At 76.3% G+C, this 26,230-nt stretch carries 24 protein-coding genes and 1 riboswitch; of the genes, 12 read left to right on the top strand and 12 right to left on the bottom strand.

All coding sequences use genetic code 11. The features are described from left to right. Position 1: 1 nt before the first annotated feature. The 4 genes from H7H31_RS28110 to H7H31_RS28095 form a co-directional block, all read right to left on the bottom strand. Positions 2-685, bottom strand: coding sequence for a DUF6286 domain-containing protein (locus H7H31_RS28110; protein WP_372456074.1), 684 nt, complete (start codon positions 683-685; stop codon positions 2-4). A 218-nt stretch (positions 686-903) separates the two neighbouring features. Beyond that, positions 904-1,275: an Asp23/Gls24 family envelope stress response protein gene (locus H7H31_RS28105; protein ID WP_187064120.1), complete on the bottom strand. Its 372-nt coding sequence runs from the start codon at positions 1,273-1,275 to the stop codon at positions 904-906. Between the two features lie 6 nt (positions 1,276-1,281). Then, the gene (locus tag H7H31_RS28100; protein ID WP_187064119.1) at positions 1,282-1,473 is read right to left on the bottom strand and encodes a hypothetical protein; all 192 of its coding nucleotides are present in this window, start codon (positions 1,471-1,473) and stop codon (positions 1,282-1,284) included. Positions 1,474-1,517: 44 nt separating this feature from the next. Next, complete coding sequence (locus tag H7H31_RS28095; RefSeq protein ID WP_187064118.1) at positions 1,518-1,982, bottom strand: Asp23/Gls24 family envelope stress response protein; 465 nt, start codon at positions 1,980-1,982, stop codon at positions 1,518-1,520. 215 nt (positions 1,983-2,197) lie between these two features. Between H7H31_RS28095 and H7H31_RS28090 the strand changes: the two genes are divergently transcribed. Then, positions 2,198-3,154 carry a hypothetical protein gene (locus H7H31_RS28090; protein WP_308284313.1) on the top strand — a complete coding sequence of 319 codons (957 nt, stop codon included), beginning with the start codon at positions 2,198-2,200 and terminating at the stop codon, positions 3,152-3,154. Positions 3,155-3,226: 72 nt separating this feature from the next. On the opposite strand, the gene H7H31_RS28085 is transcribed toward H7H31_RS28090, so the two are convergent. The 3 genes from H7H31_RS28085 to abc-f all read right to left on the bottom strand — a co-directional run bounded on the left by H7H31_RS28085 (position 3,227) and on the right by abc-f (position 6,365). After that, complete coding sequence (locus tag H7H31_RS28085; RefSeq protein ID WP_187064117.1) at positions 3,227-4,006, bottom strand: enoyl-CoA hydratase/isomerase family protein; 780 nt, start codon at positions 4,004-4,006, stop codon at positions 3,227-3,229. A 163-nt stretch (positions 4,007-4,169) separates the two neighbouring features. Next, on the bottom strand, positions 4,170-4,391 hold the full coding sequence (locus H7H31_RS28080; RefSeq protein ID WP_176160981.1) for a helix-turn-helix domain-containing protein: 222 nt from the start codon (positions 4,389-4,391) through the stop codon (positions 4,170-4,172). Between the two features lie 375 nt (positions 4,392-4,766). Next, the gene (abc-f, locus tag H7H31_RS28075; protein WP_176160982.1) at positions 4,767-6,365 is read right to left on the bottom strand and encodes a ribosomal protection-like ABC-F family protein; all 1,599 of its coding nucleotides are present in this window, start codon (positions 6,363-6,365) and stop codon (positions 4,767-4,769) included. Between the two features lie 327 nt (positions 6,366-6,692). Between abc-f and H7H31_RS28070 the strand changes: the two genes are divergently transcribed. After that, the gene (locus H7H31_RS28070) at positions 6,693-7,106 is read left to right on the top strand and encodes a VOC family protein (RefSeq protein ID WP_187064116.1); all 414 of its coding nucleotides are present in this window, start codon (positions 6,693-6,695) and stop codon (positions 7,104-7,106) included. A gap of 92 nt (positions 7,107-7,198) precedes the next feature. Here H7H31_RS28070 and H7H31_RS28065 read toward each other — a convergent pair whose 3' ends face one another. Continuing rightward, positions 7,199-8,209 (bottom strand): saccharopine dehydrogenase family protein, encoded by a 1,011-nt coding sequence (locus H7H31_RS28065; RefSeq protein WP_187064115.1) that lies wholly within the window; start codon positions 8,207-8,209, stop codon positions 7,199-7,201. An 80-nt stretch (positions 8,210-8,289) separates the two neighbouring features. Here H7H31_RS28065 and H7H31_RS28060 point away from each other — a divergent pair, with 80 nt between their 5' ends. Next, positions 8,290-8,883, top strand: a complete 594-nt coding sequence (locus H7H31_RS28060) for a TetR/AcrR family transcriptional regulator (protein ID WP_187064114.1) — start codon at positions 8,290-8,292, stop codon at positions 8,881-8,883. Between the two features lie 268 nt (positions 8,884-9,151). Here H7H31_RS28060 and H7H31_RS28055 read toward each other — a convergent pair whose 3' ends face one another. The 3 genes from H7H31_RS28055 to H7H31_RS28045 form a co-directional block, all read right to left on the bottom strand. After that, the gene (locus tag H7H31_RS28055) at positions 9,152-10,717 is read right to left on the bottom strand and encodes a hypothetical protein (protein ID WP_187064113.1); all 1,566 of its coding nucleotides are present in this window, start codon (positions 10,715-10,717) and stop codon (positions 9,152-9,154) included. 283 nt (positions 10,718-11,000) lie between these two features. Then, entirely contained in the window at positions 11,001-12,119 is a 1,119-nt protein-coding gene (locus H7H31_RS28050; RefSeq protein WP_187064112.1) for an alpha/beta hydrolase, read from the bottom strand. 116 nt (positions 12,120-12,235) lie between these two features. Then, positions 12,236-12,988 carry a class II aldolase/adducin family protein gene (locus H7H31_RS28045; RefSeq protein WP_187064111.1) on the bottom strand — a complete coding sequence of 251 codons (753 nt, stop codon included), beginning with the start codon at positions 12,986-12,988 and terminating at the stop codon, positions 12,236-12,238. A gap of 364 nt (positions 12,989-13,352) precedes the next feature. Between H7H31_RS28045 and H7H31_RS28040 the strand changes: the two genes are divergently transcribed. The 7 genes from H7H31_RS28040 (at position 13,353) to H7H31_RS28010 (ending at position 22,856) form a co-directional block, all read left to right on the top strand. Continuing rightward, the gene (locus H7H31_RS28040) at positions 13,353-14,753 is read left to right on the top strand and encodes an inorganic phosphate transporter (protein ID WP_187064110.1); all 1,401 of its coding nucleotides are present in this window, start codon (positions 13,353-13,355) and stop codon (positions 14,751-14,753) included. Between the two features lie 102 nt (positions 14,754-14,855). Further along, the gene (locus H7H31_RS28035) at positions 14,856-15,098 is read left to right on the top strand and encodes a hypothetical protein (RefSeq protein WP_176160990.1); all 243 of its coding nucleotides are present in this window, start codon (positions 14,856-14,858) and stop codon (positions 15,096-15,098) included. Between the two features lie 250 nt (positions 15,099-15,348). After that, a riboswitch (cobalamin riboswitch) is annotated at positions 15,349-15,478 on the top strand. 175 nt (positions 15,479-15,653) lie between these two features. Then, positions 15,654-16,661, top strand: a complete 1,008-nt coding sequence (locus H7H31_RS28030; protein WP_187064109.1) for a cobalamin biosynthesis protein — start codon at positions 15,654-15,656, stop codon at positions 16,659-16,661. A 14-nt stretch (positions 16,662-16,675) separates the two neighbouring features. Beyond that, entirely contained in the window at positions 16,676-18,499 is a 1,824-nt protein-coding gene (locus H7H31_RS28025; RefSeq protein WP_232110378.1) for a cobyric acid synthase, read from the top strand. Then, a complete protein-coding gene (locus H7H31_RS28020) occupies positions 18,499-20,748 on the top strand; it encodes a putative cobaltochelatase (protein ID WP_187064108.1) in 2,250 nt (749 codons plus the stop codon). The genes H7H31_RS28025 and H7H31_RS28020 overlap by 1 nt, the downstream gene beginning before the upstream one ends. Beyond that, positions 20,749-21,345 carry a cob(I)yrinic acid a,c-diamide adenosyltransferase gene (cobO, locus tag H7H31_RS28015; RefSeq protein WP_187064107.1) on the top strand — a complete coding sequence of 199 codons (597 nt, stop codon included), beginning with the start codon at positions 20,749-20,751 and terminating at the stop codon, positions 21,343-21,345. Next, positions 21,339-22,856: a cobyrinate a,c-diamide synthase gene (locus H7H31_RS28010; RefSeq protein WP_187064106.1), complete on the top strand. Its 1,518-nt coding sequence runs from the start codon at positions 21,339-21,341 to the stop codon at positions 22,854-22,856. Before cobO ends, H7H31_RS28010 begins: the two co-directional genes overlap by 7 nt. A 71-nt stretch (positions 22,857-22,927) precedes the next feature. Here the strand turns inward: H7H31_RS28010 and H7H31_RS28005 are convergent, their stop codons facing one another. Beyond that, on the bottom strand, positions 22,928-23,743 hold the full coding sequence (locus tag H7H31_RS28005) for a ZIP family metal transporter (RefSeq protein ID WP_187064105.1): 816 nt from the start codon (positions 23,741-23,743) through the stop codon (positions 22,928-22,930). A 188-nt stretch (positions 23,744-23,931) separates the two neighbouring features. On the opposite strand from H7H31_RS28005, the gene H7H31_RS28000 reads away from it, so the two are divergent. Further along, complete coding sequence (locus tag H7H31_RS28000) at positions 23,932-24,468, top strand: cobalamin biosynthesis protein (protein ID WP_187118115.1); 537 nt, start codon at positions 23,932-23,934, stop codon at positions 24,466-24,468. A gap of 393 nt (positions 24,469-24,861) precedes the next feature. Continuing rightward, positions 24,862-26,007, top strand: coding sequence for an Rv2231c family pyridoxal phosphate-dependent protein CobC (gene cobC / locus H7H31_RS27995; RefSeq protein WP_232110122.1), 1,146 nt, complete (start codon positions 24,862-24,864; stop codon positions 26,005-26,007). The last annotated feature ends 223 nt before the right edge of the window (positions 26,008-26,230 follow it).

Genomic DNA, 26,230 nt, shown 5'->3' with positions numbered 1-26,230 from the left:
CTCATCTCCTCGTCGGCCGGCGGACCTGGACCCGCAGCCCGGGGCGGCGCGCCAGGCCGAGCTGTCGGATGCCATCATCCAGCGCGTGGTCCAGGTCGGTACGCACCTCGTCGAGCTCCCGGAAGTGCGCCTGGGCCCGCACCCTGACCCGGCGTCGCCCCGCGTCCACCCGGACGGTCCGTACGCCGGGCACCTCCATGGCGCGGTCCCGCAGCACCAGCGCCGCCGCGGAGCGGTCGAGCCCGGCGCGCACCCGCGGGTCGGGGCGCATCGGCAGCACGCCGCGCCGGCCGGGGGTGAGCGCCAGGATGATCAGCCACAGGCCGAGGACGACCGCGACGCAGGCTCCGGCCACGATCCAGGGGTCGTCCAGCGGGCGGGTGGCCAACTCGTCGCTGAGCCGGCGCCGCCAGCGCATCGCGCTCCGGTCGGCCCGTACCGCCGCCACGTCGTAGAGCAGCAGGCCGGCGGCGCCGAGCACGACCAGCGCGAGCAGCGCGGCGGGCAGCCGGCGGCTGGCCCAGAAGCGCCGCGCGCGCTCGTGCTCGCCGCGCGCGGGCGTGTACCTGGCGGCGGAGGCGCGCCGCTCCTGCCCGGTACCACCGCCCTCGTCCGCGTCGGCGTCACCGTCCGGGCTGGCGAGCGTGGCGCCGCCGCCCGTGGGGTCCTTCTCCAGCAGTGGCAGTCGCCGGGTGGTCTCCGCGCCCGCGCCACCCGCCGCGCTGGCGCCGCTGGCCGCACGCGTCTCGCCCACCGGGCCCGCGTCACCGGACCTACCAGCGTCGCTGGCCGCGTCAGTGCCGCCGGGGGGCGTGCGCCCCGGGGCGCCGCCGGGCCGCCGCGCGGCGGTGTCCTCGCCCTCGCCGCCGGTGGAGCCCTCGCCGGCGGCTGGTTCCTCGTTGCTCACCGCGTCCTCCCCCGGCCGACGCCCGTCCGCTCCGGCGCGTGCAAGCGCTCGACCGTGACGGCCACGTCCCGTACGTCCATGCCCGCCAACGCCCTTACCCGTCCGCTCACCTGACGACGCACGGCGCCGCACTGGGCGCCGATGTCCGAGGGGTAGCCGAGTTCGACGGCGACCCGCACCCGGGCCTCGCCGCGCAGCCCGTCGCGGGCCGGCCGGTCGCGCACCGCGACGGCGGCCTGCGGTGGCTTGCCACCGGCCCCGCGTACCTCCCGCGCGTCACCGAGCGCCTCCCGGGCCGCCTGCGAAGCGATCTTCGCGATGACCCGGTCGGCGATCCGCGTCGAGCCGCGTTCACCCGATCGCACCACGCGGCCTCACCGCCGTCGGCCGTCGCGCTCGCGGGGGCGGAAGAAATCGCCCAACTCCAGATCTCCGTCGAGGAACTTGCCTGCCACGAACCCGATCAGGCCCAGCGCCGCCACCAGGAGAAAGGCCCCGAAGCCGCCGAAGTATCCGGCGAAGCCCAGTGCCATCCCGGCGGCCAGGCCGACCACGGCCATGCTCATCGTGTACTCCCTTGCCTCCACCGCGCCCGGTCGGTCCACTCCGGCTACTGGAGCCGCGAGTCGGACTCGTCGTCCTGCTCGTCAGGCAGTTTCACATCACTTACCACGATGTTGACCTCGACCACCTCAAGGCTGGTCATCCGCTCGACCGCGGAGATGACATCCTCCCGCACGCCGCGCGTGACGTCGCCGATGGAGACGCCGTAATCCACCACGATCTCCAGGTCCAGCGCCGTCTGCACCTCGCCGACCTCGGCCTTGACGCCGCGCGTGACGGAGCGCCCGCCACCGGGTACCCGGTCCCGCACCGCCCCGAAGGTGCGCGCGAAGCCGCTGCCCATGGCGTGCACGCCGGGCACCTCGCGGGCCGCCATGCCGGCGATCTTCTCCACCACGCCGTCGGCGATCGTCGTCTTGCCTCGGGACGCCGGGGGCCCGCCACCTCGGGGAGTCGAAGCTCCCGGGGCAGTCGCGCCTCCCGCCTGCTGCTTCTGTGTCGTGTCCGTCATCGCCCATGTCCCTTCCTGCGGAGCCTCAGGGGAGCGGCCTGACCGTTCCTCATGTCACCGTAAGCGGGCGCGCGGCGAACCGCGCTCGGGACGTGGCAGTCGCGGGAACGCGCCGGCGACGGGTGGGTCGCGGTCGGCCGGCGCGCCACGGTACGGCAGGGTGAGCGGCAGCGGGTGACGGAGTTTCCGTACGGCGGGAAGGGTGGCGGGCCGTGGTGGCAGACGCGTTGGCACAGGCGGTACGGCAGCAGTTGGGGCTCGGCAGGCTGCTGCCGCTCGGCACGGAACACGACGGGGCATGGGTGACGGAACACGCGGCCACGGCCGTGCTGCGCGCGGCGGCGGCGGAACTTCCCGAGGTCCGCGTGACCGCGCTGCACATCGATCTGCTGGCCCCCGACCAGGCGGCGGAGCCCACCGTTCCGGCGCCGCCGACCGCGCTGCGGCCGGGGCCGCTGCGGGTGGCGGGCGAGTTCCTCGCGGCGGCGGAGCAACCGCTGCCCACGTCGGCGGAGCGGCTGCGGGCGACCCTGTACGCGGTGGCCACCGACCGGCTCGGCCTGGTCGTCGGCGCGGTGGACCTCCAGGTCACGGGCCTGCTGGACGAGGCGCGGGCGGCGCACGCCACGCAGCCGCCAGGCGGGGCCGGGCCGGCGGGCGAGGCGCCCGGCGGCGCCGGCCCGGCCGGTGCGGAGGGCCGCCTCGGACCGCGCGCGGGGCGGGCCCCGTCCGCCGCCCGCCCGGTCTCGGACGCCACGGTCGAGGGCCGGGTGGCCGGCGCCGTCGCGGCTGTGCCGGGGGTCGCCCGGCTCGCGCCCGCGCTCGGCGGTCTGACCCGCCCGGTACGGATCGAGGGCCCGCGCGCCGCCACCGAGGCCGAGACCCCGACGGCGACCGTCCCCGCGCCGGCCCGCCACGCGCAGGTGCAGGTGGCCGTGGCGGCGGGACACCGGGCGGTCGAGGTGGCCCGCGCCGTACGCGAACGGGCCCGCGCCGCCCTGCTGGCCGAGGCCCCGGGCACGGTGACGGTCGCGGTGCTGGTCACGGCCGTGGACGCGGCGGATACGGCGACCCGAGAGCGCCCGGAGGACGGGCGGGGCCCGCAGAACCCCGAGGCCACCGAGAGCGCTGGGAGCGCTACGAGCGCCGAGCGCACGGCGGACCGCGCCTGAGGAGGCGAGACCGAGGCCCGTACCGCGCGAGCGCGAGCGCGGCCGTCGGGCGGCCGGCGCGGCGGCTGTGGGCTACTCGGCCGGTTGGGCGAGGTCTCGCAGGCGGCGGCCCTGGGCGGCGCGCTCGGCCGCGCGCTGCTCGTCGAAGGTGCGGTCCGACGCGCCGCGCAGCAACGCCTTGGTCTCGATGACGGCGTCGCGCGGCGCGGCCAGCAGCGCGGCGGCCAGGTCCCGCGCGGTCGCGTCCAGCTCGGCGGCCGGCACCACGAGGTTGGCCAGCCCGGTCCGCTCCGCCTCCTCGGCGTGCACGAACCGACCGGTGGCGCAGATCTCCAGCGCGCGGGCGTACCCGACGAGGGAGACCAGCGGGTGGGTGCCCGCGAGGTCCGGCACCAGCCCAAGGCTCGTCTCGCGCATCGCGAACTGCGCGTCGTCGGCACAGATGCGCAGGTCACAGGCGAGCGCGAGCTGGAATCCGGCACCGATGGCATGCCCCTGGACCGCGGCTATGCTGACGATGTCGTTGCGCCGCCACCAGGTGAACGCCTCCTGGTAGGCGGCGATGGTCGCGTCGAGTTCCGCCTCGGGGCCGCGCCCCATGTCGACGAAGGACGGCTCGCCCTCGAAGCCCTCGGGGGTGAACGCCTGCCGGTCGAGCCCCGCGGAGAAGGACCTGCCCTCTCCGCGCAGCACCACGACGCGCACGGTGCCCGGCAGCAACCGTCCGGCCTCGATCAGGGCCCGCCACAGGGCGGGCGTCTGGGCGTTGCGCTTGGCCGGGTTGGTCAAGGTCACCGTGGCGATGGCGTCATCGACGGTCAGGCGTACGCCGTCCGTGTCGAGCAGGGTCACTGAAGCCTCCGGTCGGTCGGCAGCGGTCACTGCGGCCTTAAGTTAACTGCACAGTAACCAGCGTGCCGACCGAACCACCGACCGGGTGCCGCCGACGACGTGACCGGTACGCCGCGGCGACGTGACGCGCGCTCGAACCTGGGACGGACACGCGCTGCATGAGTCAGGTCGAGGCGGCTTTCTTCCCTCTTGTCGCTCCGCCGCGACCACGCAGCGTCACTCCGGACTCGCTGAGCATTCGATGGACGAAGCCGTAGGAACGGCCGGTCTCTTCGGCCAGCGCTCGAATGCTCGCACCGGAGTCGTACTTCTTCTTGAGGTCTGCCGCGAGCTTTTCGCGCGCGGCGCCGGTCACCCGGCTGCCCTTCTTCAGAGTCTCGGCCACCCGTGCCTCCTCATGGGAAGTGCGCTATGGGACTCTCATGATCACCCCTAGCCGCGCTCCTGGCCACCCATTCGACAAGGTCCGCGTGACCGGCTTGCCGGCGGCGAGCGGCCGAAAGGCCGCTGGAAGGCGGAATTCCGGATGTCGGCGCGCGTGCGGCCATTCGGAGTGCGCGGCGAAGCGGCAGGTCAGGGAGGGCACCAACGGGGCTCCCGACGATCGCCGAGCGCTACTCTGCGTGCGCACGCGCGGGTGGCGCCGGCACGCCGGGAGATGAGCCCTTCTCACCCAGATGAAGGATCACGTCTCGGCCGAATGATCCAGAACATCTGGATCAAGCGGCGGCACGCGACCCGAGGGGCCAGCTCGCGGGCGTCAGGCGAGGGCCACGAGGTCGGCGTAGTCCTGGCCCCACAGGTCCTCCACGCCGTCGGGCAGCAGGATGATGCGCTCGGGCTGGAGCGCGTCCACCGCGCCCTCGTCGTGGGTGACCAGCACGACCGCGCCGGTGAAGGTGCGCAGCGCGCCCAGGATCTCCTCGCGGCTGGCCGGGTCGAGGTTGTTCGTGGGCTCGTCGAGCAGCAGGACGTTGGCCGAGGAGACCACGAGCGTCGCCAGCGCGAGCCGGGTCTTCTCGCCGCCGGACAGGACGCGCGCGGGCTTGTCCACGTCGTCGCCGGAGAACAGGAACGAGCCCAGCGTCTTGCGGATGTCCACGAGGTCCAGGTCGGGCGCGGACGAGCGCATGTTCTCCAGGACGGTGCGGTCCGGGTCCAGCGTCTCGTGCTCCTGCGCGTAGTAGCCGAGCTTGAGGCCGTGGCCGGGGGTGACGGTGCCGGTGTCGGGCTTCTCGACGCCAGCGAGCAGCCGCAGCAGCGTGGTCTTGCCGGCGCCGTTGAGGCCCAGGATCACCACCCGCGAGCCACGGTCGATGGCCAGGTCGACGTCGGTGAAGATCTCCAGCGACCCGTACGACTTGGACAGGCCCTCGGCGGTCAGCGGGGTCTTGCCGCACGGCGCGGGGTCCGGGAAGCGGAGCTTGGCGACCTTGTCCGAGACCCGCACCTCGTCGAGGCCGGCGAGCAGCTTCTCGGCGCGGCGGGCCATGTTCTGCGCGGCCACCGTCTTGGTCGCCTTGGCGCGCATCTTGTCGGCCTGCGAGTTGAGCGCGGCGGCCTTCTTCTCGGCGTTGGCCCGCTCGCGCTTGCGGCGCCGCTCGTCGGCCTCGCGCTGGGCCTGGTAGAGCTTCCAGCCCATGTTGTAGATGTCGATGTGGGCGCGGTTGGCGTCCAGGTAGAAGACCTTGTTGACGACCGTCTCGACCAGTTGGACGTCGTGCGAGATGACGATGAAGCCGCCGCGGTAGGTCTTGAGGTAGTCGCGCAACCAGACGATCGAGTCGGCGTCGAGGTGGTTGGTCGGCTCGTCCAGGAGCAGCGTGTCGGAGTCGGAGAAGAGGATGCGGGCCAGCTCGACGCGGCGGCGCTGACCGCCGGAGAGCGTGTGCAGGGGCTGGCCGAGCACGCGGTCGGGCAGCCCGAGGCTGGCGGCGATCGTGGCGGCCTCGGCCTCGGCGGCGTAGCCCCCCTTGGTGAGGAACTCCGTCTCCAGGCGCTCGTACCGCTTCATCGCCTTCTCCCGGGTGGCGCCCTGGCCGCCGGCCATCCGCTCCTCGTTCTCGCGCATCTTGCGCAGCACGACGTCGAGGTCGCGGGCGGAGAGGATGCGGTCGCGGGCGAGCACGTCCAGGTCGCCGGTGCGCGGGTCCTGCGGGAGGTAGCCGACGTCTCCGGAGCGGGTGATGGTGCCGGCGGCGGGGGTGCCCTCGCCGGCGAGGCACTTGGTGAGCGTGGTCTTGCCAGCGCCGTTGCGGCCGACGAGGCCGACACGGTCGCCCTTGGCGATACGGAACGAGGCGGACTCGATGAGAACTCGGGCGCCTGCGCGCAGCTCAAGGCCGGTGGCGGTGATCACGGGGAAGACTCCAGGGCGGAATACGGACGGCGGAAGGGACAGGCGCGCAACCACGACCGCACGCGGCGCTCCGGGCGACGGCGGCGGACGGCGCACCCCAGCGACGAGGGCGGGGCCGGGCGGAAGCCGTCTAGTGCGCAAGGAGAATGGCCATGCCGTCCACTGTAGCGGTGCGCGGCAAGTGCTTTACCGGGGGTAGGACGGGAACGCGCCGCTCCCGGCGTTGTCGTACCCCGGTGCCAGACTGTGAAGCGAGTCACAGTCATGAGGCGCTTCGCGCCGCCGCCCCAGCGCCCCGGAAGCACCAGCACCCGGAAGGTGATCACCATGGCAGGCACCGCCACCGGCCGCCCGACGCCCTACCCGACCCTCCTCTACCGCGACGCCCAGGCCGCCATCGCACAGCTCACGACGGCCTTCGGCTTCACCAGACAGGCGGTGTACGAGGAAGACGGCGGCGTGGTCCTGCACGCCGAACTGGCCTACGGCAACGGCACGGTGATGCTCGGCTCCCGGCGCACCGAGGGCGCGTTCGCCAGGGCGATGGCGGACGCCGGGCCGGCCGGGATCTATGTGGTCGTCGAGGACACGGACGCGCACCACGCACGGGCCCGCGAGCACGGCGCCGAGATCCTCATGCCGCCCACGGACCAGGCGCACGGCTCGCGGGACTACATGGCGCGCGACATCGAGGGCAACGTCTGGAGCTTCGGCACGTACGCCCCGGCCACGGCCGGCTGACGCCCGCGCCCGCGCACGACCGGTCGGGCCGCCCGGGTCGGGCTGCCCTGGCCGGGCCGGTCGTGCGCGAGCGGGGCCGGCGGCCCGCGCGGTTACCCGGCGCCGGGCGCGTCGGTGAGGACGGCCCCGCCCTCCAGCATCCGTTCGACCGCGTGGGCCGGGTCCACCAGCGCCTCCGGGGTGTGGATGCCGGGCGGTACGGGGGCGCCGCGCAGCGCGAGCAGCCGCTCGACGCCGAGCGCCATGCCGAGCGCGGTCAGGGGGCGCTGCCCCGCCGCGTGGGTGAGGTAGCGGCCCGCGCGGAGCGGCGCGCCGCCCGGGGCGGCGCCCTCGATGTCGATGCGGACCTCCAGGGAGGCGGGGCCGCCGCGGCGGCGGCTCGTGGAGACGCCGACGGCGAAGGCGAAGTGGACGTTCGGCGCGTCTGTCGCGTGGGCGATGCTCGGCACGTCGAGGATGGCGATGTACGCGCCGGGCACGGCGGTCCCGTCGGAGGCGATCACCTCCGCCCGCGCGTCGGGGGCGGGGAGCCAGGTGAACACGCCGTCGCGGCGCACCAGGGCCGCGGAGGTGGTGGCGGACCAGCGTTCCAGGTCGGCCATGCCGGCCGGCCCGCCGGTGTCCCGCTCGTCCAGTACGGCGCCGATCCGGACGGCGTCGACCCGCTCGAACTCCCGGGCCAGGTGGGAGACCGCCAGCGTGAGGGCGCCGGCGCACCAGTGGCTGGCCAGCAGGATGGGCGCGGCACCGGCGTTCTGGGCCCCCATGACGACCTCCGGCGCGATGTCCACCGGGCCGCTGGAGACGCTGAGGTAGGGCAGCCCGCGCCGCTGGGCGTACCGCAGCCCGTGCAGGCGCTCGTCCCACAGCGCGGCGACAACCGCCGAGTACCTCTCGTCGGCCGGGCGTCCGAGGTCGCCGCGCGTCAGGTCGACGCGGCCGGCGGTGGCGGCGCCGAGCCGGTCGGCCACCCGCCGCGCGCGGTCCAGGTCCCGGCCCGCGATCGTCAGCGGCAGCGTCGGGTACCACCGCCGCAACAAGGCGGCCGTCTCCGTCCCCGCCTGCCCCGATCCGCCCAGCATCAACACCGATCGTTGTTCCATCAGTGGCCTCCAAGCCCTAAGTTACATTTCGTAGCTTACATTTTGTAGCTAGACTGGGCCGCAGACGCAAGGAGGGAGCCATGGCCACATCACCGACCCGGCTGTCCAAGCAGGCCAGGCGGGAGCAACTGCTCGACGCGGCGCTCGGGCTCGTACGCGCCCGCGGCGCCGACGGTCTGACGCTGGTCACCCTCGCCGAGGCGGCAGGGGTGAGCAGGCCGATCGTGTACGACCACTTCGGCACCCGCGCCGGGCTGCTGCTCGCGCTCTACCGGCGGCTGGACGAACGGCATCGCGCGGCGTCGACCCGGGCGTTGGCGGCCGCCGCGCCGACCGCCGAGGCGATCGCCGACGTCCTGAGCGCCGCGTACTTCGCCTGCGCCACCGACATGCCGGAGTTCGCGGCCGTCTCCGCCGCGTTGAAGGGCGACCCGGAGATGGAGGCGGCGCGGCACGAGATGCTGGAGAGCTACACGCGGGCGATGGCCGACGCGTTCGCCCCGCACTCCGGGCTGGCCCCGGAGGCGATCCAGCTCCGCTGCGTCGGCCTGCTGGGCGCGGCCGAGGCGCTGGCCACCGAGCTGAACCGGGGGCGGACCACCGCCGCCGAGGCCACCACCGCGCTGGCCGACCTGATCGCGAGCGGCCTCACCGGCGACGCCACCGACCGCTAGCAGCCGCCGCGCGCAGGGGCGCGGCAACGCGAAGCGCCCGCCGACCGGACTGGTCGGCGGGCGGGCGCGGTTCTCGGGGCGGCCTACGGCTCACGGCTCGCTGAGCCGCCGGGCCGCGCCCGGCCGTGCCTGGGCACGGCCGGGCGCGGGCGGTGAGCCGGGGTGGCCAGAGCCGGGCGGTGAGCCGGGATGGCCGGGCGTGAGCCGTGAGCCGGGATGGCCGGGCGCGGGCCCGGTCGGTGGGGCTGACGGGCCCGGGCCGGCCCCCTCACGTACCGCCCGTGTGCACCTGGAAGGCGGCGCGCCGCACCGCCTTGGCCAGGGCCGGGTCGGGGTGGGCGGCGGCCAGGGCCACCAGCACCTGGACCGTGCGCGGGTGGCCGACCTCGCGGACCTCGGCCAGCAGCGCGGGAACCGTGCCCTGGACGGCCGATTCGAGGTGGCGCACCAACAGTCTTATCTCGCCGTGGTCGGCGATCGCCGCCGCCGTGTCCACCCAGAGCCAGGTGGCCTCCTCGCGGGTGAGCACCTCAAGGGTGTCCTCCGGGTCGGCGCCCTCCTGTTCGGCAAGCCAGAGCAGGGCGTAGGGCCGCAGCCGGGACTCGTCCACGGCAGCGCGCACCGCGGGCTCGGCCGGGGCGCCGACCACCCGCAGCGCCTCGAAGGCGAGTCCGCGCAGCAGCGCGTCGTCGCCGCGCGCCGCGTCGAGCAGTTCGGTGACCGCGCTGCCCACCGGGCGGGCGGCGAGCCAGGCGCGGTACTCGGCGCGGGCCGGGCCCGGGGTGAGCTGGGCGCAGCCGCGCAGCATGTCCTCGGCGGGCTGCTCGATGTTGCCGGCGGGGCTCTGGGCGGCGACGCAGATCTGCTCCAGCTTGACCCACACCGCCCAGTTGCCGAGCGCGGTCAGCTCGGCCTCGCGGTCCTCCACGGCGTCGGCGTCGCGCACGACGAGCGCGTCGACCTCGGCGAGCCCGCCCAGCGCCCAGGTCAGCAGCGACTCGGGAACCTCACAGGCGGACGCACCCGCGCCGGCCCGCTCCCCCGCCGCCGCGGTACTCGGCGGCGCGGCCGTGGCCAGGTCGAGGCCGGCGTGCGGGCCGGGCAGCGGCTCGGGCGGGGCGGCCAGGCGAGGGCCCGGCTCGGCGGCGCCGCGCTGCGGGGCGCGCTGGCCGTAGGGGACCTCGCAGCGCTCCGTACGCAGCTCCGCGACCCGCTTGCGCAACAGGTCGAGCAGGGCGGGGAAGCCCACGGGGCCCGCCGAGAGCTGCAACAGCGAGAGCAACTGCGGCACGGCCTCGATGACTTCGGCGACGGCGGCCGGGGTGGCCTCCGCGTCGGTCCGGCCGCGCGGGCTCCGGTCGTCCGGCAGCCAGGGGTGGGCGATGGACCAGGCGTCGAAGAGCGCGACCCAGCCGCGGAGCACGGCCGAGTCGTCGCGGTCCCAGGCGCGCAGCCGCCAGCCCGCCCGGGCGGCGCCGCCGTGCAACTCGATCAGGCCGGCGAGCCGGGCCCGGTCCCAGTCGGTACGTACCTGAGCGGGCGTCAGGCCGAGGGCCGTGGCCGCGCGGTCGGCGGCCACGTCGGACAGGGCGCCGTACGCCCCTGGCCGCAGCGCCGCGTCACCGTTCGGCTCGGCGGCGGCCCAGCGGGCGACGCGGGCGGCACCGGCGAGCGAGGCCCGTGCCTGGCGGGCAAGTTCCGCGGGTGGCGGGGTGCCCTCCGGTGGTCGTGGAGCGGGGCGGGTGCCGCGCTGCGGCACTGCCCGGCGGGCACCGGCGATCGGCCGGTGGGGGACGAGTCGGAGTCGGGAGTCGCGCGGGGTACGGGACGTCACAAGAGCAGTCTTGCCCCTGACGGCCCGAAAACCCAATCGGTGGTCATCCGGCCGCGTTCCCGCAACGGGTGTGGCGGTTGGGGCGGATGAGCCGCCTCCCTGGGCCGTATGGGCGGCGGCCGATCCGAACGCCCGCGCGAGCCGAACACGGCCGTGGCGCGAAAGTCGGGCGAGCGCGGCATGGCGGCCAGGTGAAGGGCGGGCGTCGGCCGCGCTCGGGCGCGCCCTGCCGAGGCCCACGGCGGGGCGCGCGGCCGACGGGCCCGTCGGAGTAAGGGGGCGCTCAGACCAGCGGGGTGAGGAAGCGGCGCAGCGCCTCCTCGTACCCGACGGGGTCGGCGTTCCACATCGCCGCGTGCGGGGCGCGCGGCACGCTCCGCAGGGTGACCAGGTCCGGGCGGCGTTCGGCGAGGGCGCGGGAGCCGGCCCAGGGGGCCAGGTGGTCGTCGGGCCCGTGCACGATCAGCGTGGGGACCTCAAGGCGGCCCGCGTCGGCCAACTCGGCGAAGTGCTCCGCGTGCAGGGACGCGCGGCCCTGCGCGGCGCGCACCACGAGCGGCAGCAGCGGGGCCGGCGTGCCACGGGCGGCGGCGATGGCGCGCAGCGTGGCCTGCCAGTCGAGCACGGGCGAGTCGAGGACCAGGCCGCTGATCAGGTGGCGCAGCGGCGAGTGCGCCGCGGTGCGCAGGGCCATCGAGGCGCCGGTGGACCAGCCGTGGAGCACGACGCGCCGCGCGCCGCGCTGTGCCGCGTAGGCGACGGCCGCGTCGAGGTCGCGCCACTCGGTGTGGCCCAGGTGGCTCACCCCGTCGGGTGACGGGGGCGCCCCGGCGTCCCCTCGGTAGGACACGTCGAGCACCGGGAGTTGCTTGTCGTGCAGGAACCCCAGGACGACCAGCGGGTGCTCGCGGGTGCCGCCCAGGCCGTGCACGGTGATCACCCAGGTGTCGCGGGCGGCCGGCACGTACCAGGCGGGGAGCGCGCCGAGTTCGCCCGGGACCTCCACGTCCTCGTAGGCGAGGCCGAGCGCCTGGCCGGGGTCGCCCGCGTACACCTGCGGCGTGAACCAGACGCGCGCGCCCGGCTCCAGCGTGCCGCGGGTGACCGACTCCAGGCGGCGCACGACGCAGTCGGCGGGGTGCGGCGCCCCCTCGACGACGGGGCCGACGGCGGCGTGGCAGCCGTCGCCGGTCAGCCCGTACGTCCCGGGGCGCTGGGAGGCCAGGGTGCGGGTCAGGGTGACCTGGCCGGCGGCGGTCGAGTGCACGGTGAGCCTGGGCTCGCCGGGCAGCGGGCGGCCGGGGGTCAGGGCGGCACCGCTGGCGTACCGGCCGGCCAGCACGGCCGTCCCGGCACCCAGCACGGTGGTGGCGGCGACGGCCGCCGCGGTACGCGGGCGCATCCTCCCCAGTGTGGGCGGGGAGCGGCCCGCCGGCCAGTGGGCACCCGTCCGCCGGGTGAGCCGCCCCGCCGCCCGGGGCGCCGGTGCCGGGCGTGGGCCGCGCGGCCGGGAGGGTGTCAGGCGGGCGGCGCGCCGGCTGGTCCGGGGGGCTGGCCGTAGCCGCGCAGGCGGTCGGTGGCCTCGTCGAGTTGCGCGGCGGTGAGCAGCGCGGGGGCGCGGCCGGGTACGGCGGCGGCGGCCAGCCAGACCTGGCACATCCACTCCAGTTGGGCGGTGTGCTCGTACGCCCGGCGCAGGGTGTCCGCGTAGACGACCGTGCCGTGGTTGCGCAGCAGGCAGCCGGTGCGGTCGCGGAGGGCGGCGAGCACGTGCCCGGCGAGTTCGTCGCTGCCGTAGAGGGCGTACGGGGCGACGCGGACGGGGCCGCCGAGCGCGCCGGCCATGTAGTGGACGGCGGGCAACTCCGTGACGAGCGTGGAGACGGCGGTGGCGTGCACGGCGTGCGTGTGCACGATGGCGCGGGCGTCGGTGGCGCGGTAGATCGCGAGGTGCAGCGGGAGTTCGCTGGTGGGGCGCAGGTGACCGACGCGGACGCGGCCGTCGAGGTCGACGGCGACCATGTCCCGGGGGCCGAGCGCGTCGTAGGGCACGCCGCTCGGGGTGACGAGGACGGTGTCGCCCACCCGCGCCGAGACGTTGCCCGACGTGCCGACGACCAGGCCGTCGCGCGTGCTGCGCCGGGCCGTGGCCACCACCTCGCGCCAGGCCGGCGCGAGCGCCGCGGGGTCCGGGACGGCGCTCGGGGCCCGCCGCTCGTCCCGTTCGTGCCGCTCGTCCCCGACGCCTCGCTCGTCCGTCTCCCGTGCCATGGGCCACCTCCGGGCCCGATCCTGTCAGGCCCCCTCGCCCCGCGCGCCGGCCGGTGGGCGAGGGGGCCGGCGGAGCCGTTCCGCCGGGTCGTCACGGACGGTGCGGAAGGGTGCTCTATACGGGTGACGGGAGAACAGAAACGGGAGATCGGATGTCCGTCACATGTACAACAGATTGAGGTCCGCCGCAGGCCGCTCGCACGCCGCTGACCTGCGCCGTTGGGCGGCCAACGCGGAGGCGTGAGCATGTCCCCGCCACACCCCCCGGGCCGCGTCACCACGATGCCCTATCCAGTTCACCTTCCGTTCACTCTTCGTACCTACGGTCGCCGGGACGTTGCTCCCTCAACGATTGCCTGGGTGAATGGAACACATCACGCTTCTCATCGGGATCGTGATCATCACGGCCTTGGTGTTCGACTTCACGAACGGCTTCCACGACACGGCCAACGCCATGGCCACCACCATCTCGACGGGGGCGCTACGGCCCAAGACCGCGGTGGCCATGTCGGCGGTGCTCAACCTCGTCGGCGCGTTCCTGTCGGTGGAGGTCGCGAAGACCATCTCCGGCGGCATCATCGACGAGGGGTCCGGCATCCAACCGGAAGTCATCTTCGCCGGTCTGGTCGGCGCAATCGTCTGGAACCTGCTCACCTGGCTCGCCGGGTTGCCCTCCAGTTCCTCCCACGCCCTCTTCGGCGGCCTCATCGGCGCCACCCTGGTCTCCGTCGGCATGGACGGGGTCAACGGCGACGCGGTCGTCATGAAGGTCCTCATCCCCGCGGTCGCCGCCCCGCTGGTGGCCGGCGTCGCCGCCCTCGTCGCCACCCGGCTCACCTACCGCATCGCCCGCGACCGCGACCCGCGGGACACCGCCAAGGGCTACCGCGCCGGGCAGATCGCCTCGGCCGCCCTGGTCTCGCTGGCACACGGCACCAACGACGCGCAGAAGACGATGGGCGTCATCACCCTGGCCCTGGTCACCGGCGGCGTCGTCGCGCCCGCCTCCGACCCGCCGATGTGGGTCATCGTCTCGGCGGGTGTGGCCATCGCGCTCGGCACCTACCTCGGCGGCTGGCGCATCATCCGCACCATGGGCAAGGGCCTTACCGACATCCAGCCGCCGCAGGGCTTCGCCGCCCAGACCGGTGCCGCGACCGTCATCCTGGCCTCCTCGCACCTCGGCTTCGCGCTCTCCACCACCCAGGTCTGCTCCGGCTCCGTGATGGGTTCGGGTCTCGGCCGCAAGGGCGGCGTGGTGCGCTGGTCCACCGCCGGCCGGATGGTCATCGCCTGGGGTCTGACGCTGCCGGCCGCCGGCCTCGTCGCCGGCGCCGCCGCCCTCCTCGCCGACCAGGGCGACTGGGGCGTGGCCACGGTCGCCGTGCTGGCCGTCATCGCCTGCGGCGCCATCTGGCTGGCCTCGCGCCGCAAGCCGGTCGACCACACCAACGTCAACGACGTCGACGGCGCCCCGACCCCGGCCGTCGCGGCCGTCGCCGCGGACGCGACCGCCCCCGCCACGGCGGACGCCGCCGAGCCGGTCGGGATCGTGACCGCCGCGGTGCGCAGCGTCGCCCCGCCGCCCACCGACGCGGCCCTCGCCCAGTCGGCCAGCGACGCGGCCCCGGCCGCCCCGTCGGCGACCGCCGCCGACTCGCTGCCGGCGCGGCCAATCGGCGCCGAGCGCGAGGCACGCGGCGCCGCGCCGGCCGCCGCCACACCCGTCACTTCGGCCGCCGCGCCCGCCAAGGCCACGGTCTAGCAGCGGCCGGCCCCGCCCCTCCGTACGGGGCACGGGTACGCGCCGCGCGCCCGAGCCCCGTACGACGTGGCGCAACCGCCCCGACGACAAGGAAGCAGTGCCATGAACATCGACTGGGCCGCACTCGGCCAGGTCTTCGGCGTGAGCCTGGTGGTGACCGTCGCCATGGTGGGCGTCTTCACGCTCGGCATCGTCGGCACCTCCGCCAAGCCCTCCCGCGACGCGGCCACGGGCGCCGCCGGCACGGCCGGTGGTTCCGGCGCGCTGGCCCGCTCCGGCGCGTACGCCTGCTTCGCGCTGTGCGCGGCGGCGGTGGCGTATGGGATCTATCTGATCGTCGCCTGAGCCCGTGGTGCGTAGCTCGTAGTTTCTCGCCTGCGGCGGTCGCCGCCGCGGGCACCTCGCCCCGGGCGGGCGGCGCCGTGTCGACACGGCGGCGCCCGCCCGGGGCGCGTGCGTGGCGTGCGGCGCGCGCACCGGGCGCCCCTCGGCTCGGGCGCGCCGCGCGCGGTGGGCCGTCCCGTCGCAGGTCAACGGCGAGTTGACGGGTCTTCCCGGGCCGTGGTGGACTGCCGGGGCCAAACGGCGACAGCAGAGGAAGCCGGTGTGAGTCCGGCGCGGTCCCGCCACTGTCACCGGGGAGCGCTCCCCCAGCGCATGGTCACGGCTCGCACACGGCGGGCTGGAAGGCCGGGGTGCGGCGTCGATCCGGGAGCCAGGAGACTCTCGCCGCCGATCACGTCGAACCAGGGCGCGGACCCTGAGTGAGGACACACCGCCATGGCCTGCTGCCGTCCAGCGCCCTTCGCCCTGCCCCCGTCGCCACGTCGCCGCCGCCCCATCGGGCCACGGCAACCCGGCGCGGCCCTCCCCCTCCGAGGCGCGACGGCGAACTGACCGATGCGTACCGATCATGTTGCGTACGCCTGCGGTGCCGTCCTCGGCTTTCTGGGCGACCGTGTCGTCGGCGATCCGCGCCGGGGCCACCCGGTGGCCGCCTTCGGGCGCGCCGCCGGCGCCGTGGAACGACGGTTGTGGCGCGACGACCGGGGCCGCGGGGCCCTGCACACCGCCGTGTGCGCCGGCGGCACGGTGCTCGCCGGGGCGCTGTTGGCGCGCGCCGCGCGCCGCCCGGTCACCGGTCGGCCCGCGCGCCCGGCCACGACGCTGGGCGGCCTCGCCACCGAGACGGCGCTGACCGCCGCCGCCACCTGGGCCGTGCTCGGCGGCACCACGCTCGGGCGGGAGGCCCGGGTGATCGGCGCCGCGCTCGCGGCGGCGGACGTCGACGCGGCCAGGGACGCGCTGCCGCGGCTGTGCGGGCGCGATCCGCAGGCCCTGGACACCCAGCAGATGGCGCGGGCGGTCGTGGAGTCGGTCGCCGAGAACACCTCGGACGCGGTGGTCGGCGCCCTGGTGTGGGGCGCGGCCGGCGGCGTGCCGGGGCTGCTCGGCTTTCGCGCGGTGAACACGCTGGACGCGATGGTGGGGCACCGCTCGCCGCGCTACCGCAGGTTCGGCTGGGCCTCGGCCCGGCTCGACGACGTGGTCGGCTGGCCCGGCGCCCGGCTCACGGCGGCGCTGGCCGTGCTCGCCGGGCCGAACCCGCGCGGTGCCTGGGCCGTCGCCCGGCGCGACGCCGGCAGCCACCCGAGCCCCAACGCGGGCCCGGTGGAGGCCGCGTTCGCCGGCGCGCTCGGCGTGCGGCTCGGCGGCACCCTCGCGTACGCGGGCCGCGTCGAGCACCGGCCGGTGCTGGGCGCGGAGAACCGGCCGGTCGAGGTGGCCGACATCGAGCGTGCCGTACGGCTCTCGCGCCGGGTGAGCGCGCTGGCTCTCGCGGTGACCGTCGCCGGACGACTGGCGTACGGCGCCGCCACCATGGGCACGCACCAGGGGGACCGATGAGGGGGACGGGACGCATGGGCGGTGGGTTGCTGGTCGCCGGGACGACGTCGGACGCCGGCAAGAGCGTCGTGACGGCGGGCATCTGCCGTTGGCTGGCGCGCCGGGGCGTCAAGGTCGCGCCGTTCAAGGGGCAGAACATGTCCCTCAACTCCTTCGTCACCCGCGACGGCGCGGAGATCGGGCGGGCGCAGGCGATGCAGGCGCAGGCCGCCCGCGTCGAGCCGACCGCGCTGATGAACCCCGTGCTGCTCAAGCCCGGCAGCGACCGCTCCAGCCAGGTCGTGCTGCTGGGCAAGCCGGTGGGCGAGCTGAGCGCGCGCGGCTTCTTCGGCGAGCGGGCCCCCGGCGCCCAGGACCCGAGCCCGGTGCCCGGCGGGCGGCAGGCACTCTTCGAGCCGGTCGTGGCCTGCCTCGAGGAGCTGCGGCGCACGCACGACGCGGTGATCTGCGAGGGCGCCGGCAGCCCCGCGGAGATCAACCTGCGCCGCACCGACATCGTGAACATGGGCATCGCCCGGGCCGCCCGCCTGCCGGTGGTCGTGGTCGGGGACATCGACCGGGGCGGGGTCTTCGCCCAGTTCTTCGGCACCACCGCGCTGCTGGCGCCCGAGGACCAGGAGTTGGTCGCCGGCTATCTGGTCAACAAGTTCCGCGGCGACGTCACCCTCCTCGAACCGGGCCTGGAGATGCTGCGCGGGCTCACCGGCCGCCGCACCTTCGGCGTCCTGCCGTACGCGTCCGGCCTCGGCATCGACGAGGAGGACGGGCTGCGGGTCTCGCTGCGCGGCGCCGTCCGCGAGGCGCCCGTCGCCCCGCCGGTCGGCGACGACGTGCTGCGGGTCGCGGTGTGCGCCGTGCCGCTGATGTCCAACTTCACCGACGTGGACGCGCTCGCGGCCGAACCGGGCGTGCTCGTCCGGTTCGTCGACCGGCCCGCCGAGTTGGCCGACGCCGACCTCGTCGTGGTGCCCGGCACCCGTGGCACCGTGCGCGCCCTGGCCTGGCTGCGCGAGCGCGGGCTCGCCGACGCGCTGGTCCGACGCGCCGCCGACGGCCGGCCCGTGCTCGGCATCTGCGGCGGCTTCCAGGCGCTGGGCGAACGCATCGAGGACGAGGTCGAGTCACGGGCGGGCACCGTCACGGGGCTTGGGCTGCTGCCGGTGCGGGTGCGCTTCGCGCGCGAGAAGACGCTGGCCAGGCCGGTCGGCGAGGCCCTGGGCGAACGCGTGGAGGGGTACGAGATCCACCACGGGGTCGCGGAGGTCGGCGGCGGCACGGCGTTCCTCGACGGCTGCCGGGTCGGCTCCGTGTGGGGCACGCACTGGCACGGCTCGCTGGAGAGCGACGGCTTCCGGCGCGCGTTCCTGCGCGAGGTGGCCGAGGCGGCGGGCCGGCGCTTCGTCCCGGCGCCCGACACCTGTTTCGGGGCGCTGCGCGAGGAGCAGCTCGACCGGCTCGGCGACCTGATCGAGGAGCACGCCGACACCGACGCCCTGCTGCGCCTCATCGAGCACGGGCCGCCCGCCGAGCTGCCCTTCGTCCCACCTGGCGCCCCCGCGTCCCCCGCTCCCCTGCCGACCGACGGCGCCGACCGCGCTGGCGGCGCCGGCCGCGCTGACCGTGCGGGCCGCACTGACGGCGGGATGCCCGCACCGCGTCAGGCCGCCGCGCCACCGACCCCACCAGTCCCACCAGCACCACCCGGGCCGCGCGCGCCGCAGGCCGCGCCGTCCGTCGAGCACCCCCGCGAGCGCGGGGTCCAGGCCGATCCGGTGGCGCGGGCCGCCACCGACGGCGCACCCCGCCAGAGCACCACCCGCGAAAGGGGCACCAGCTGATGACCTCGGCCACCTACCCGTTCACCGCCGTCGTCGGCATGGCCGACATGCGGCTCGGCCTGCTGCTCAACGCCGTATCGCCCGCGATCGGCGGGGTGTTGGTGCGCGGCGAGAAGGGCACCGCCAAGTCGACCATGGTGCGCGGCATCGCCTCGCTGCTGCCCACCATCGAGACCGTCCCTGGCTGCCGATTCTCCTGCGACCCGGCCGCGCCCGACCCGGGCTGCCCGGACGGCCCGCACGAGCCGGGCACCGGCGCCACCCGGCCCTCGCGCCTGGTCGAGCTGCCCGTCGGCGCCTCCGAGGACCGCCTGGTCGGCGCGCTCGACATCGAGCGGGCGCTGGCGGACGGCGTGAAGTCCTTCGAACCGGGCCTGCTCGCGGACGCCCACCGCGGCATCCTCTACGTCGACGAGGTCAACCTCCTCCACGACCACCTGATCGACCTACTGCTCGACGCCGCCGCCATGGGCTCCTCGTACGTGGAGCGCGAGGGCGTCTCCGTACGGCACGCCGCGCGGTTCCTGCTTGTCGGCACCATGAACCCGGAAGAGGGCGAGCTACGCCCGCAGTTGCTGGACCGGTTCGGGCTGACCGTGGAGGTCGCCGCCTCCCGCGAGCCCGACGAGCGGGTCGAGGTGGTGCGGCGCCGGCTCGCCTACGAGGAGGACCCGGCCGGCTTCGCCGCCCGCTGGGCCGAGGACGAGGCCGAGCTGCGCGCGCGCATCGCGGCGGCCCGCGCGCTGCTGCCGAGCGTCGTGCTCGGCGACGGGGCGCTGCGCCAGATCGCCGCCGTGTGCGCGGCGTTCGAGGTCGACGGGATGCGCGCGGACATCGTGACGGCGCGCACCGCCACCGCGCTGGCCGCCTGGGCCGGCCGCACCGAGGTGACCACCGAGGACGTACGGCAGGCCGCGCTGCTTGCCCTGCCGCACCGCCGGCGCCGCAACCCCTTCGACGCGCCGGGCCTGGACGAGGACAGGCTCGACGAGATCCTCGACGCCTACCAGCCGGAGGCCGAGGGCCAGGCGCCCGATGACGGGGACGGCGAGGGCGACGGCGGCGACGACGACACTGATCCCGATGGTCCCGACGGCCCCGGCGGTGGTCGCTCCCCCGACGACGGGCCGCCACGGGACGGCGACGGCCAGGGCTCCGGGCCCGAACAGCCCGCCGAGCAGCCGCCGGTGCCGGAACAGCGCGCGGACGACCCGGCACGGCCGGAGGCACCCGAGGCCGACCCGCGCCAGGCCCCGGCCACCGGCGAGGGCGGCGAGGGGCAGGGCGTGGACGCGCGGGGCGCGGCGCCGGAGCGGCCCGCCGTGGCCGCCGGCGAGCCGTTCGCCGCGCGCATGCTGAACGTGCCGGGGCTCGGCGAGGGCGCGGCCGGCCGGCGCTCGCGGGCCCGCACCGCGCACGGGCGCACCACCGGCTCGCGCCGCCCGCACGGGGCGCTGGGCAAGCTGCACCTGTCGGCGACGGTCCGGGCCGCGGCCCCGCACCAGCGGGCCCGGGGGCGCACCGGCGCCGGCCTGCTGCTGCGCCGCGACGACCTGCGCGAGGCCGTGCGCGAGGGCCGCGAGGGCAACCTCGTGCTGTTCGTCGTGGACGCCTCCGGGTCGATGGCCGCGCGGCAGCGGATGAGCGCCGTCAAGGGCGCCGTGCTCTCGCTGCTGCTCGACGCCTACCAGCGGCGGGACAAGGTCGGCCTGGTCACCTTCCGGGGACGCGGCGCGGAGTTGGCGCTGCCGCCGACGTCGTCCGTGGACGCGGCGGCGGCCCGCCTGGAGAAACTGCCCACCGGTGGCCGCACGCCGCTGGCCGCCGGGCTGCTCAGCGCCCGCGAGGTGCTGCGGGTCGAGCGGCTGCGGGACCCCTCGCGGCGCCCGCTGCTCGTGGTGGTGACCGACGGCCGGGCCACCGGCGGCAGCCAACCGGTGGCCCAGGCCACCCGCGCGGCGCGGCTGCTCGCGGCCGACGGCGTGGCCTCGGTGGTCGTGGACTGCGAGTCGGGGATGGTGCGCCTGGGCCTCGCGGCGCAGCTCGCCGGCGAACTGCGCGGACCCGCGGTGACCTTGGAGGAGCTGCGAGCAGACAGCGTCACGGCGCTCGTCCGCGGGGCGCGTGCGGCGCGCGACGGCGCCCCCGCACGGGCCCGGCAGGGTGAACGAACCACGACCGAGCACGGGCCCCAGCACCGGGGCGCGCGGCCGGGGCGACGGACCGACATCACGGAGAGGGTCGCGTAAATGCCACAGGGAAAGCCTTCGATGGTGCCCGACGACGGGCTCACCACGCGCCAGCGCCGCAACCGGCCACTGCTGTTCGTGCACACCGGCGTCGGCAAGGGCAAGTCGACGGCCGCCTTCGGGCTCGCGCTGCGCGCCTGGAACCAGGGTTGGCCGATCGGGGTGTTCCAGTTCGTGAAGTCCGCCAAGTGGAAGGTGGGCGAGGAGCGGGCGCTGCGCGTGCTCGGCGACTCCGGTGAGGGCGGCACCGTCGCCTGGCACAAGATGGGCGAGGGCTGGTCGTGGGTCCAGCGCGACCTGGCCTCCAGCGAGGAGGCGGCGCGCGAGGGCTGGGAGCAGGTCAAGCGGGACCTGGCGGCCGAGACGTACCAGCTCTACGTGCTGGACGAGTTCGCGTACCCGATGCACTGGGGGTGGGTGGACGTCGACGAGGTGGTCGCCACGCTGCGGGACCGGCCCGGCACCCAGCACGTCGTGATCACCGGGCGCAACGCCCCGCAGCCGCTGGTGGACTTCGCCGACCTGGTCACCGACATGTCCAAGGTCAAGCACCCGATGGACACCGGGCAGAAGGGCCAGCGGGGCATCGAGTGGTGACAGGCACGACCTCCGTCCCCCGCCTGGTCATCGCCGCGCCCTCGTCGGGCAGCGGCAAGACGACCGTCGCGACCGGGCTGATGGCGGCCTTCGCGGCGAGCGGCCTGGCCGTCTCGCCGCACAAGGTCGGCCCGGACTACATCGACCCCGGCTACCACGCGCTGGCCACCGGCCGCCCCGGCCGCAACCTGGACGCGTACCTGTGCGGGCCGCAGGCGCTGCCGGGGTTGTTCGGGCACGGCGCGCGCGGCGCGGACCTGGCCGTGGTCGAGGGCGTGATGGGACTGTACGACGGGGCCGCGCACCAGGGCGAGTTGGCCTCCACGGCCCAGGTCGCCAAGGTGTTGCGGGCCCCGGTGGTGCTGGTCGTGGACGCCGCGTCGCAGTCGCGCTCGGTGGCGGCGCTGGTGCACGGCTTCGCGTCCTGGGACCCGGAGGTACGGGTCGCCGGGGTGATCCTCAACAAGGTCGGCTCGGACCGGCACGAGGAGTTGCTGCGCGAGGCGCTCGCGGGCTCCGGCGTGCCGGTCTTCGGGGCGCTGCGCCGGGTGGGCGCCGTGCACACCCCGAGCCGGCACCTGGGGCTCGTCCCGGTGGCCGAGCGCCACGCGGAAGCCGTGGAGTCGGTGGCCGCGCTGGCCGACCGGGTGCGCGCGGGCTGCGACCTGCCGGGCCTCCTGGAGCTGGCCCGCTCGGCTCCCCCGCTGCCCGGGCCCGCCTGGGACCCGGCGCACAGCCTGCGCGAGGCGCGGTCGGCGGACGCCGGCCACGCGGCCGAGCCGGATGCGGAGTCGGGTACGGGCCCTGAGTCGGGCTCCGGGCGCGGGGCGCGGCCCGTGGTGGCCGTGGCCGGCGGCTCGGCGTTCACGTTCTCGTACGCCGAACACGCCGAGCTGCTGACCGCGGCCGGCGCGGACGTCGTCACCTTCGACCCGCTGCGCGAGACCCGGCTGCCCGAGGGCACCCGCGGGCTGGTCATCGGCGGCGGGTTCCCGGAGGTGTACGCGGCCGAGCTGTCCGCCAACGAGCCACTGCGCGCCGCCGTCGCCGCGCTCGCCGCCTCCGGCGCCCCGATCGCCGCCGAGTGCGCCGGCCTGCTCTACCTGGCCCGCTCGCTCACCCCGGAGCCGGACGCCGAAGCCGGGACCAGGGCCGCGCCGCTGCCCATGTGCGGCGTGCTGCCGGCCGACGCGCGCATGTCGGGCCGGCTGACCCTGGGCTACCGGGAGGCGGTGGCCCTGTCGCCGAGCCCGCTGCTGCCGGTCGGCGCCCGGGTGCGCGGGCACGAGTTCCACCGCACGGTCATCACGCCGGGCGCGGGCGAGGGCCCCGACGGGCCCGGAGACGGCGCCGGGGGTGGCCCGGCGGCGCTGCCCGCGTGGGGTGTCGTACGCCCCACCCGGCAGGTCGAGGGCTTCGTACGCGGCGGCGTGCACGCCTCGTACCTGCACGTGCACTGGACGGCCACACCCGGCATCGCGGCGTCCTTCGTACGGAGCTGCGCGCGGTGAGCCGCGCACCATCCGGCGCGGGGCGACAGGGCCCCGGCGCCGGGCCCGGCCCGTGCGCGCCGGCGCACCGCTCAGTGCGCGACGCCGACCACCAGCCACACGAACCCCACCCCGGCCACGGTGCAGCCCAGCGTGGACAGCGCCGGGTGGTCGTGGTGCGCCTCGGGCAGGATGTCGGCGGCGGCGAGGTAGAGCAGGACGCCGCCGAAGAAGCCCAGGTAGATGCCGAGCGCCTGGTCGGGCACGGTGAACAGCAGCGTGGACGCGGCGCCCACGACGGGCGCGACGGCGTCGGCGCCCAGCATCAGCACGGCCTTGCGCCGGGCGTTGCCGTACAGGCTGGTCAGCGTGTACGTGTTGAAGCCGTCCGCGAAGTCGTGGGCGATGACGGCGACCGCGACGGCCAGCGTCATCTCGTCGCTGACCTGGGCGGCCAGTCCCAGCGCGACGCCGTCCATGGCGCTGTGGCCGACCATGGCCGCGGCTGCGGTCAGCCCCACCTGCGGCGCGCGCCCCGGCAGCGCGCTCGCCGGCGCGGACGGCCGGCCGGCGGCGCTGGCCCCGGCCTCGGCACGGACCCCGGCCCCGCCCGTCGCCACCGGCGCCGGCTCCACCACGTGGTGGGCCGCGACGCGCTCGGCCAACAGGCGTTCCACCGCGTGGGCGAGCAGGAAGCCGCCGACGAAGCACAGCAGGGCGGCGGGCACGCCGTACACCTCGTCCCCGGCGACCTCCAGCGCCTCCGGCAGCAGGTCGAGCCCCACCACGCCGAGCATCAGGCCGCCCGCCAGGCCCAGGATCAGGTGCCTGCGGTCGGTGACACGGTGTGCGGTCCAGCCGCCGAGCAGCGTCATCACCAACGCGCCCAGCGCGATCACCACCGGCATGGACTCGCTCCTCTCACGCTCACCACGCCCCCGGGCCGCCCGCGACGCCCCGTGCTCGCCACGGTGCGTCCCCGCCCCCACCCGCCAAGCCCACGGCACCGTTCGCGGCGTCCGGCCCCGGCCTGGTCGCCGGTGCCACAGCGTGCCACGACGGACACGCAGCGTACGCGGGGCTCGCGGGCGATGCCATGACCGCCCCGCGACCCACCGCCGAAAGCCCCTCGGCGCCGGTCTTCGTCGGCGTGGGGGCCAGTCGCGACGCGCCCGTGGACGAGGTGCTCGGGCTCATCGTCGACTGCCTCGCCGAGGCCGGCCGCGCGCCCGCCGCCGTCGCCGCCCTGGCCACGGTGGACGTCAAGGCCGACGAGCCCGCGCTGCGCGAGGCGGCCGAGCGGTTCGGGGTGGAGCTGTGGACGTATCCGGCCGCCGCCCTCGCGGCGGTGGCGGTGCCGCACCCCACCCGCGCCGCGCTCGCCGCCGTCGGCACGCCCAGCGTCGCGGAGGCCGCCGCGCTCCTCGCGGCCGGCCCGGGCGCCTGGCTGGTCGTGGACAAGCGCAAGTCCGCCCCGCCCTGCGGCCCACCGGCCGCGACCTGCGCGCTGGCCCTGCCGGGGCCGGGCCCGGCCCCGCCGGCCGACGCGCCGACCGGCGGCCGGAAGCCGCCACCCGCCCCGCGGCGGCCCGGCGCCGGACCTGCCCGACGGCACCCGAGCGACCAGCGGTAACGTCACGAGCGCCGCCCGGCCACCCGCCACGGCCCCACCGACCCGCGCGCGACGCACCCCGCCCCGCGCGCGAGGCCCAACAGCGGCGCCGGTACGACGGAACCCGCCCCCGCGCGCGACACCCCGCGCCCGGGCGCCTGGCGCGGGCACCCCCACCGCACAGCACCACCCGGCACACCAGCACGAGCACCAGCACCAGCACCAGCACGGAGGAGATCGCGTGATGAGCCCGCCAGCGCCGCGGCCCGCAGGCCAGGGCGTACCAGGCCGTGACGTACCAGGTCGTGACGTACCAGGTCGTGGCGTACCAGGTCGTGGCCTACCAGGCCGTGGCGTACCAGGTCGGCGACCGGCTGGTCGGTCCGCCGTGGCGGGGGCGTGGGGAGCGTGACGATGCCGATGTCGCGCGCCGCGACCGCGCGGGGCCCCGCCACCGACCGCCCCGACAGTGAACGTCCCACCGCCGACCGCCCCGACGCCGCGCCGGACCCGGCGCCCGACCTGCGCCACCACGGTGACGCCGAGGTGCGCGGCGCCGCCGGCGAGCTGACCGACCTCGCGGTCAACGTGCGCGCCGACACCCCGCCGAACTGGCTCAGGTCCCGCATCGCCGCCTCCATCGACACCCTGGCCGCCTACCCGGACGGGACGGCCGCACGCGCCGCGGTGGCCGAGCGGCACGGCCTCGCCCCGGAGCGGGTGCTGCTCACCGCGGGCGCGGCCGAGGCATTCGTGCTGATCGCCCGGGCGCTGCCGGGCCACCACCCCGTGGTGGTGCACCCGCAGTTCACCGAGCCCGAGGCCGCGCTGCGGGACGCGGGGCGCGCCGTGCGGCGGGTGCTGCTGGAGTCGGCCGACGGCTTTCGGCTACGCCGGGACGCGGTGCCCGACGAGGCCGACCTCGTGGTGATCGGCAACCCGACCAACCCGACGTCCGTGCTGCACCCCGCCGAGGCGATCGCCGAACTGGCCCGCCCCGGGCGCACCCTCGTGGTGGACGAGGCGTTCATGGACGCGGTGCCGGGCGAGAGCGCGTCGCTGGCCGAGCGCACCGACGTGCCGGGCCTGGTGGTGCTGCGCAGCCTCACCAAGACCTGGGGGCTGGCGGGCCTGCGCATCGGCTACGTCATCGCCGACCCGCCGACCGTCAAGGCCCTCGAACGGGCCCAGCCGCTGTGGCCCGTCTCCTCGCCGGCTCTGGCCGCGGCCGAGGCGTGCAGCGCCCCGCCGGCCCGCGCCGAGGCCGCCCACGCGGCCCACCGCATCGCGGCCGACCGGGCCCATCTGATCGCCCGGCTGGCCGAGTTCCCGTCGATCCGGGTGTGCGAGCCGGCCGCCGGGCCCTTCGTCCTGATCCACCTGCCGGGCGCCGACGCGGTGCGCGCGCGGCTGCGGGAGCTGGGCTTCGCGGTCCGCCGTGGCGACACGTTCCCGGGCCTGGGCCTGGACTGGCTACGGCTCGCCGTCCGGGACCGGGCCACCACCGACCGCTTCGTGACGGCTCTGGCCCGCGCCCTGCCGGGAGTACACACGGACTGAGGCGTACGGGCTGGGGACGGACGACTGAGGCGTCGGGCTGGGACGTACGGATCGGGGCGTACGGGCCGAGGCGTACGGCCGGGGCGGCGAGGGCCGCCGCGCCGGCGGGCGTGGTGGGTCGGGCGGATGGCGTCCCGGGCGCTGGCCCGGGACGCCAGTTCAGGCTGTCGGGCAGGTCTGACCGGTCAAGCCTGTCGGACCTGTCCGACCTGTCCGGACCTGC

Source organism: Streptomyces buecherae (genome assembly GCF_014295035.1).
GTDB lineage: Bacteria > Actinomycetota > Actinomycetes > Streptomycetales > Streptomycetaceae > Streptomyces > Streptomyces youssoufiensis.
This window is presented reverse-complemented; position numbering and strand designations above follow the sequence as displayed.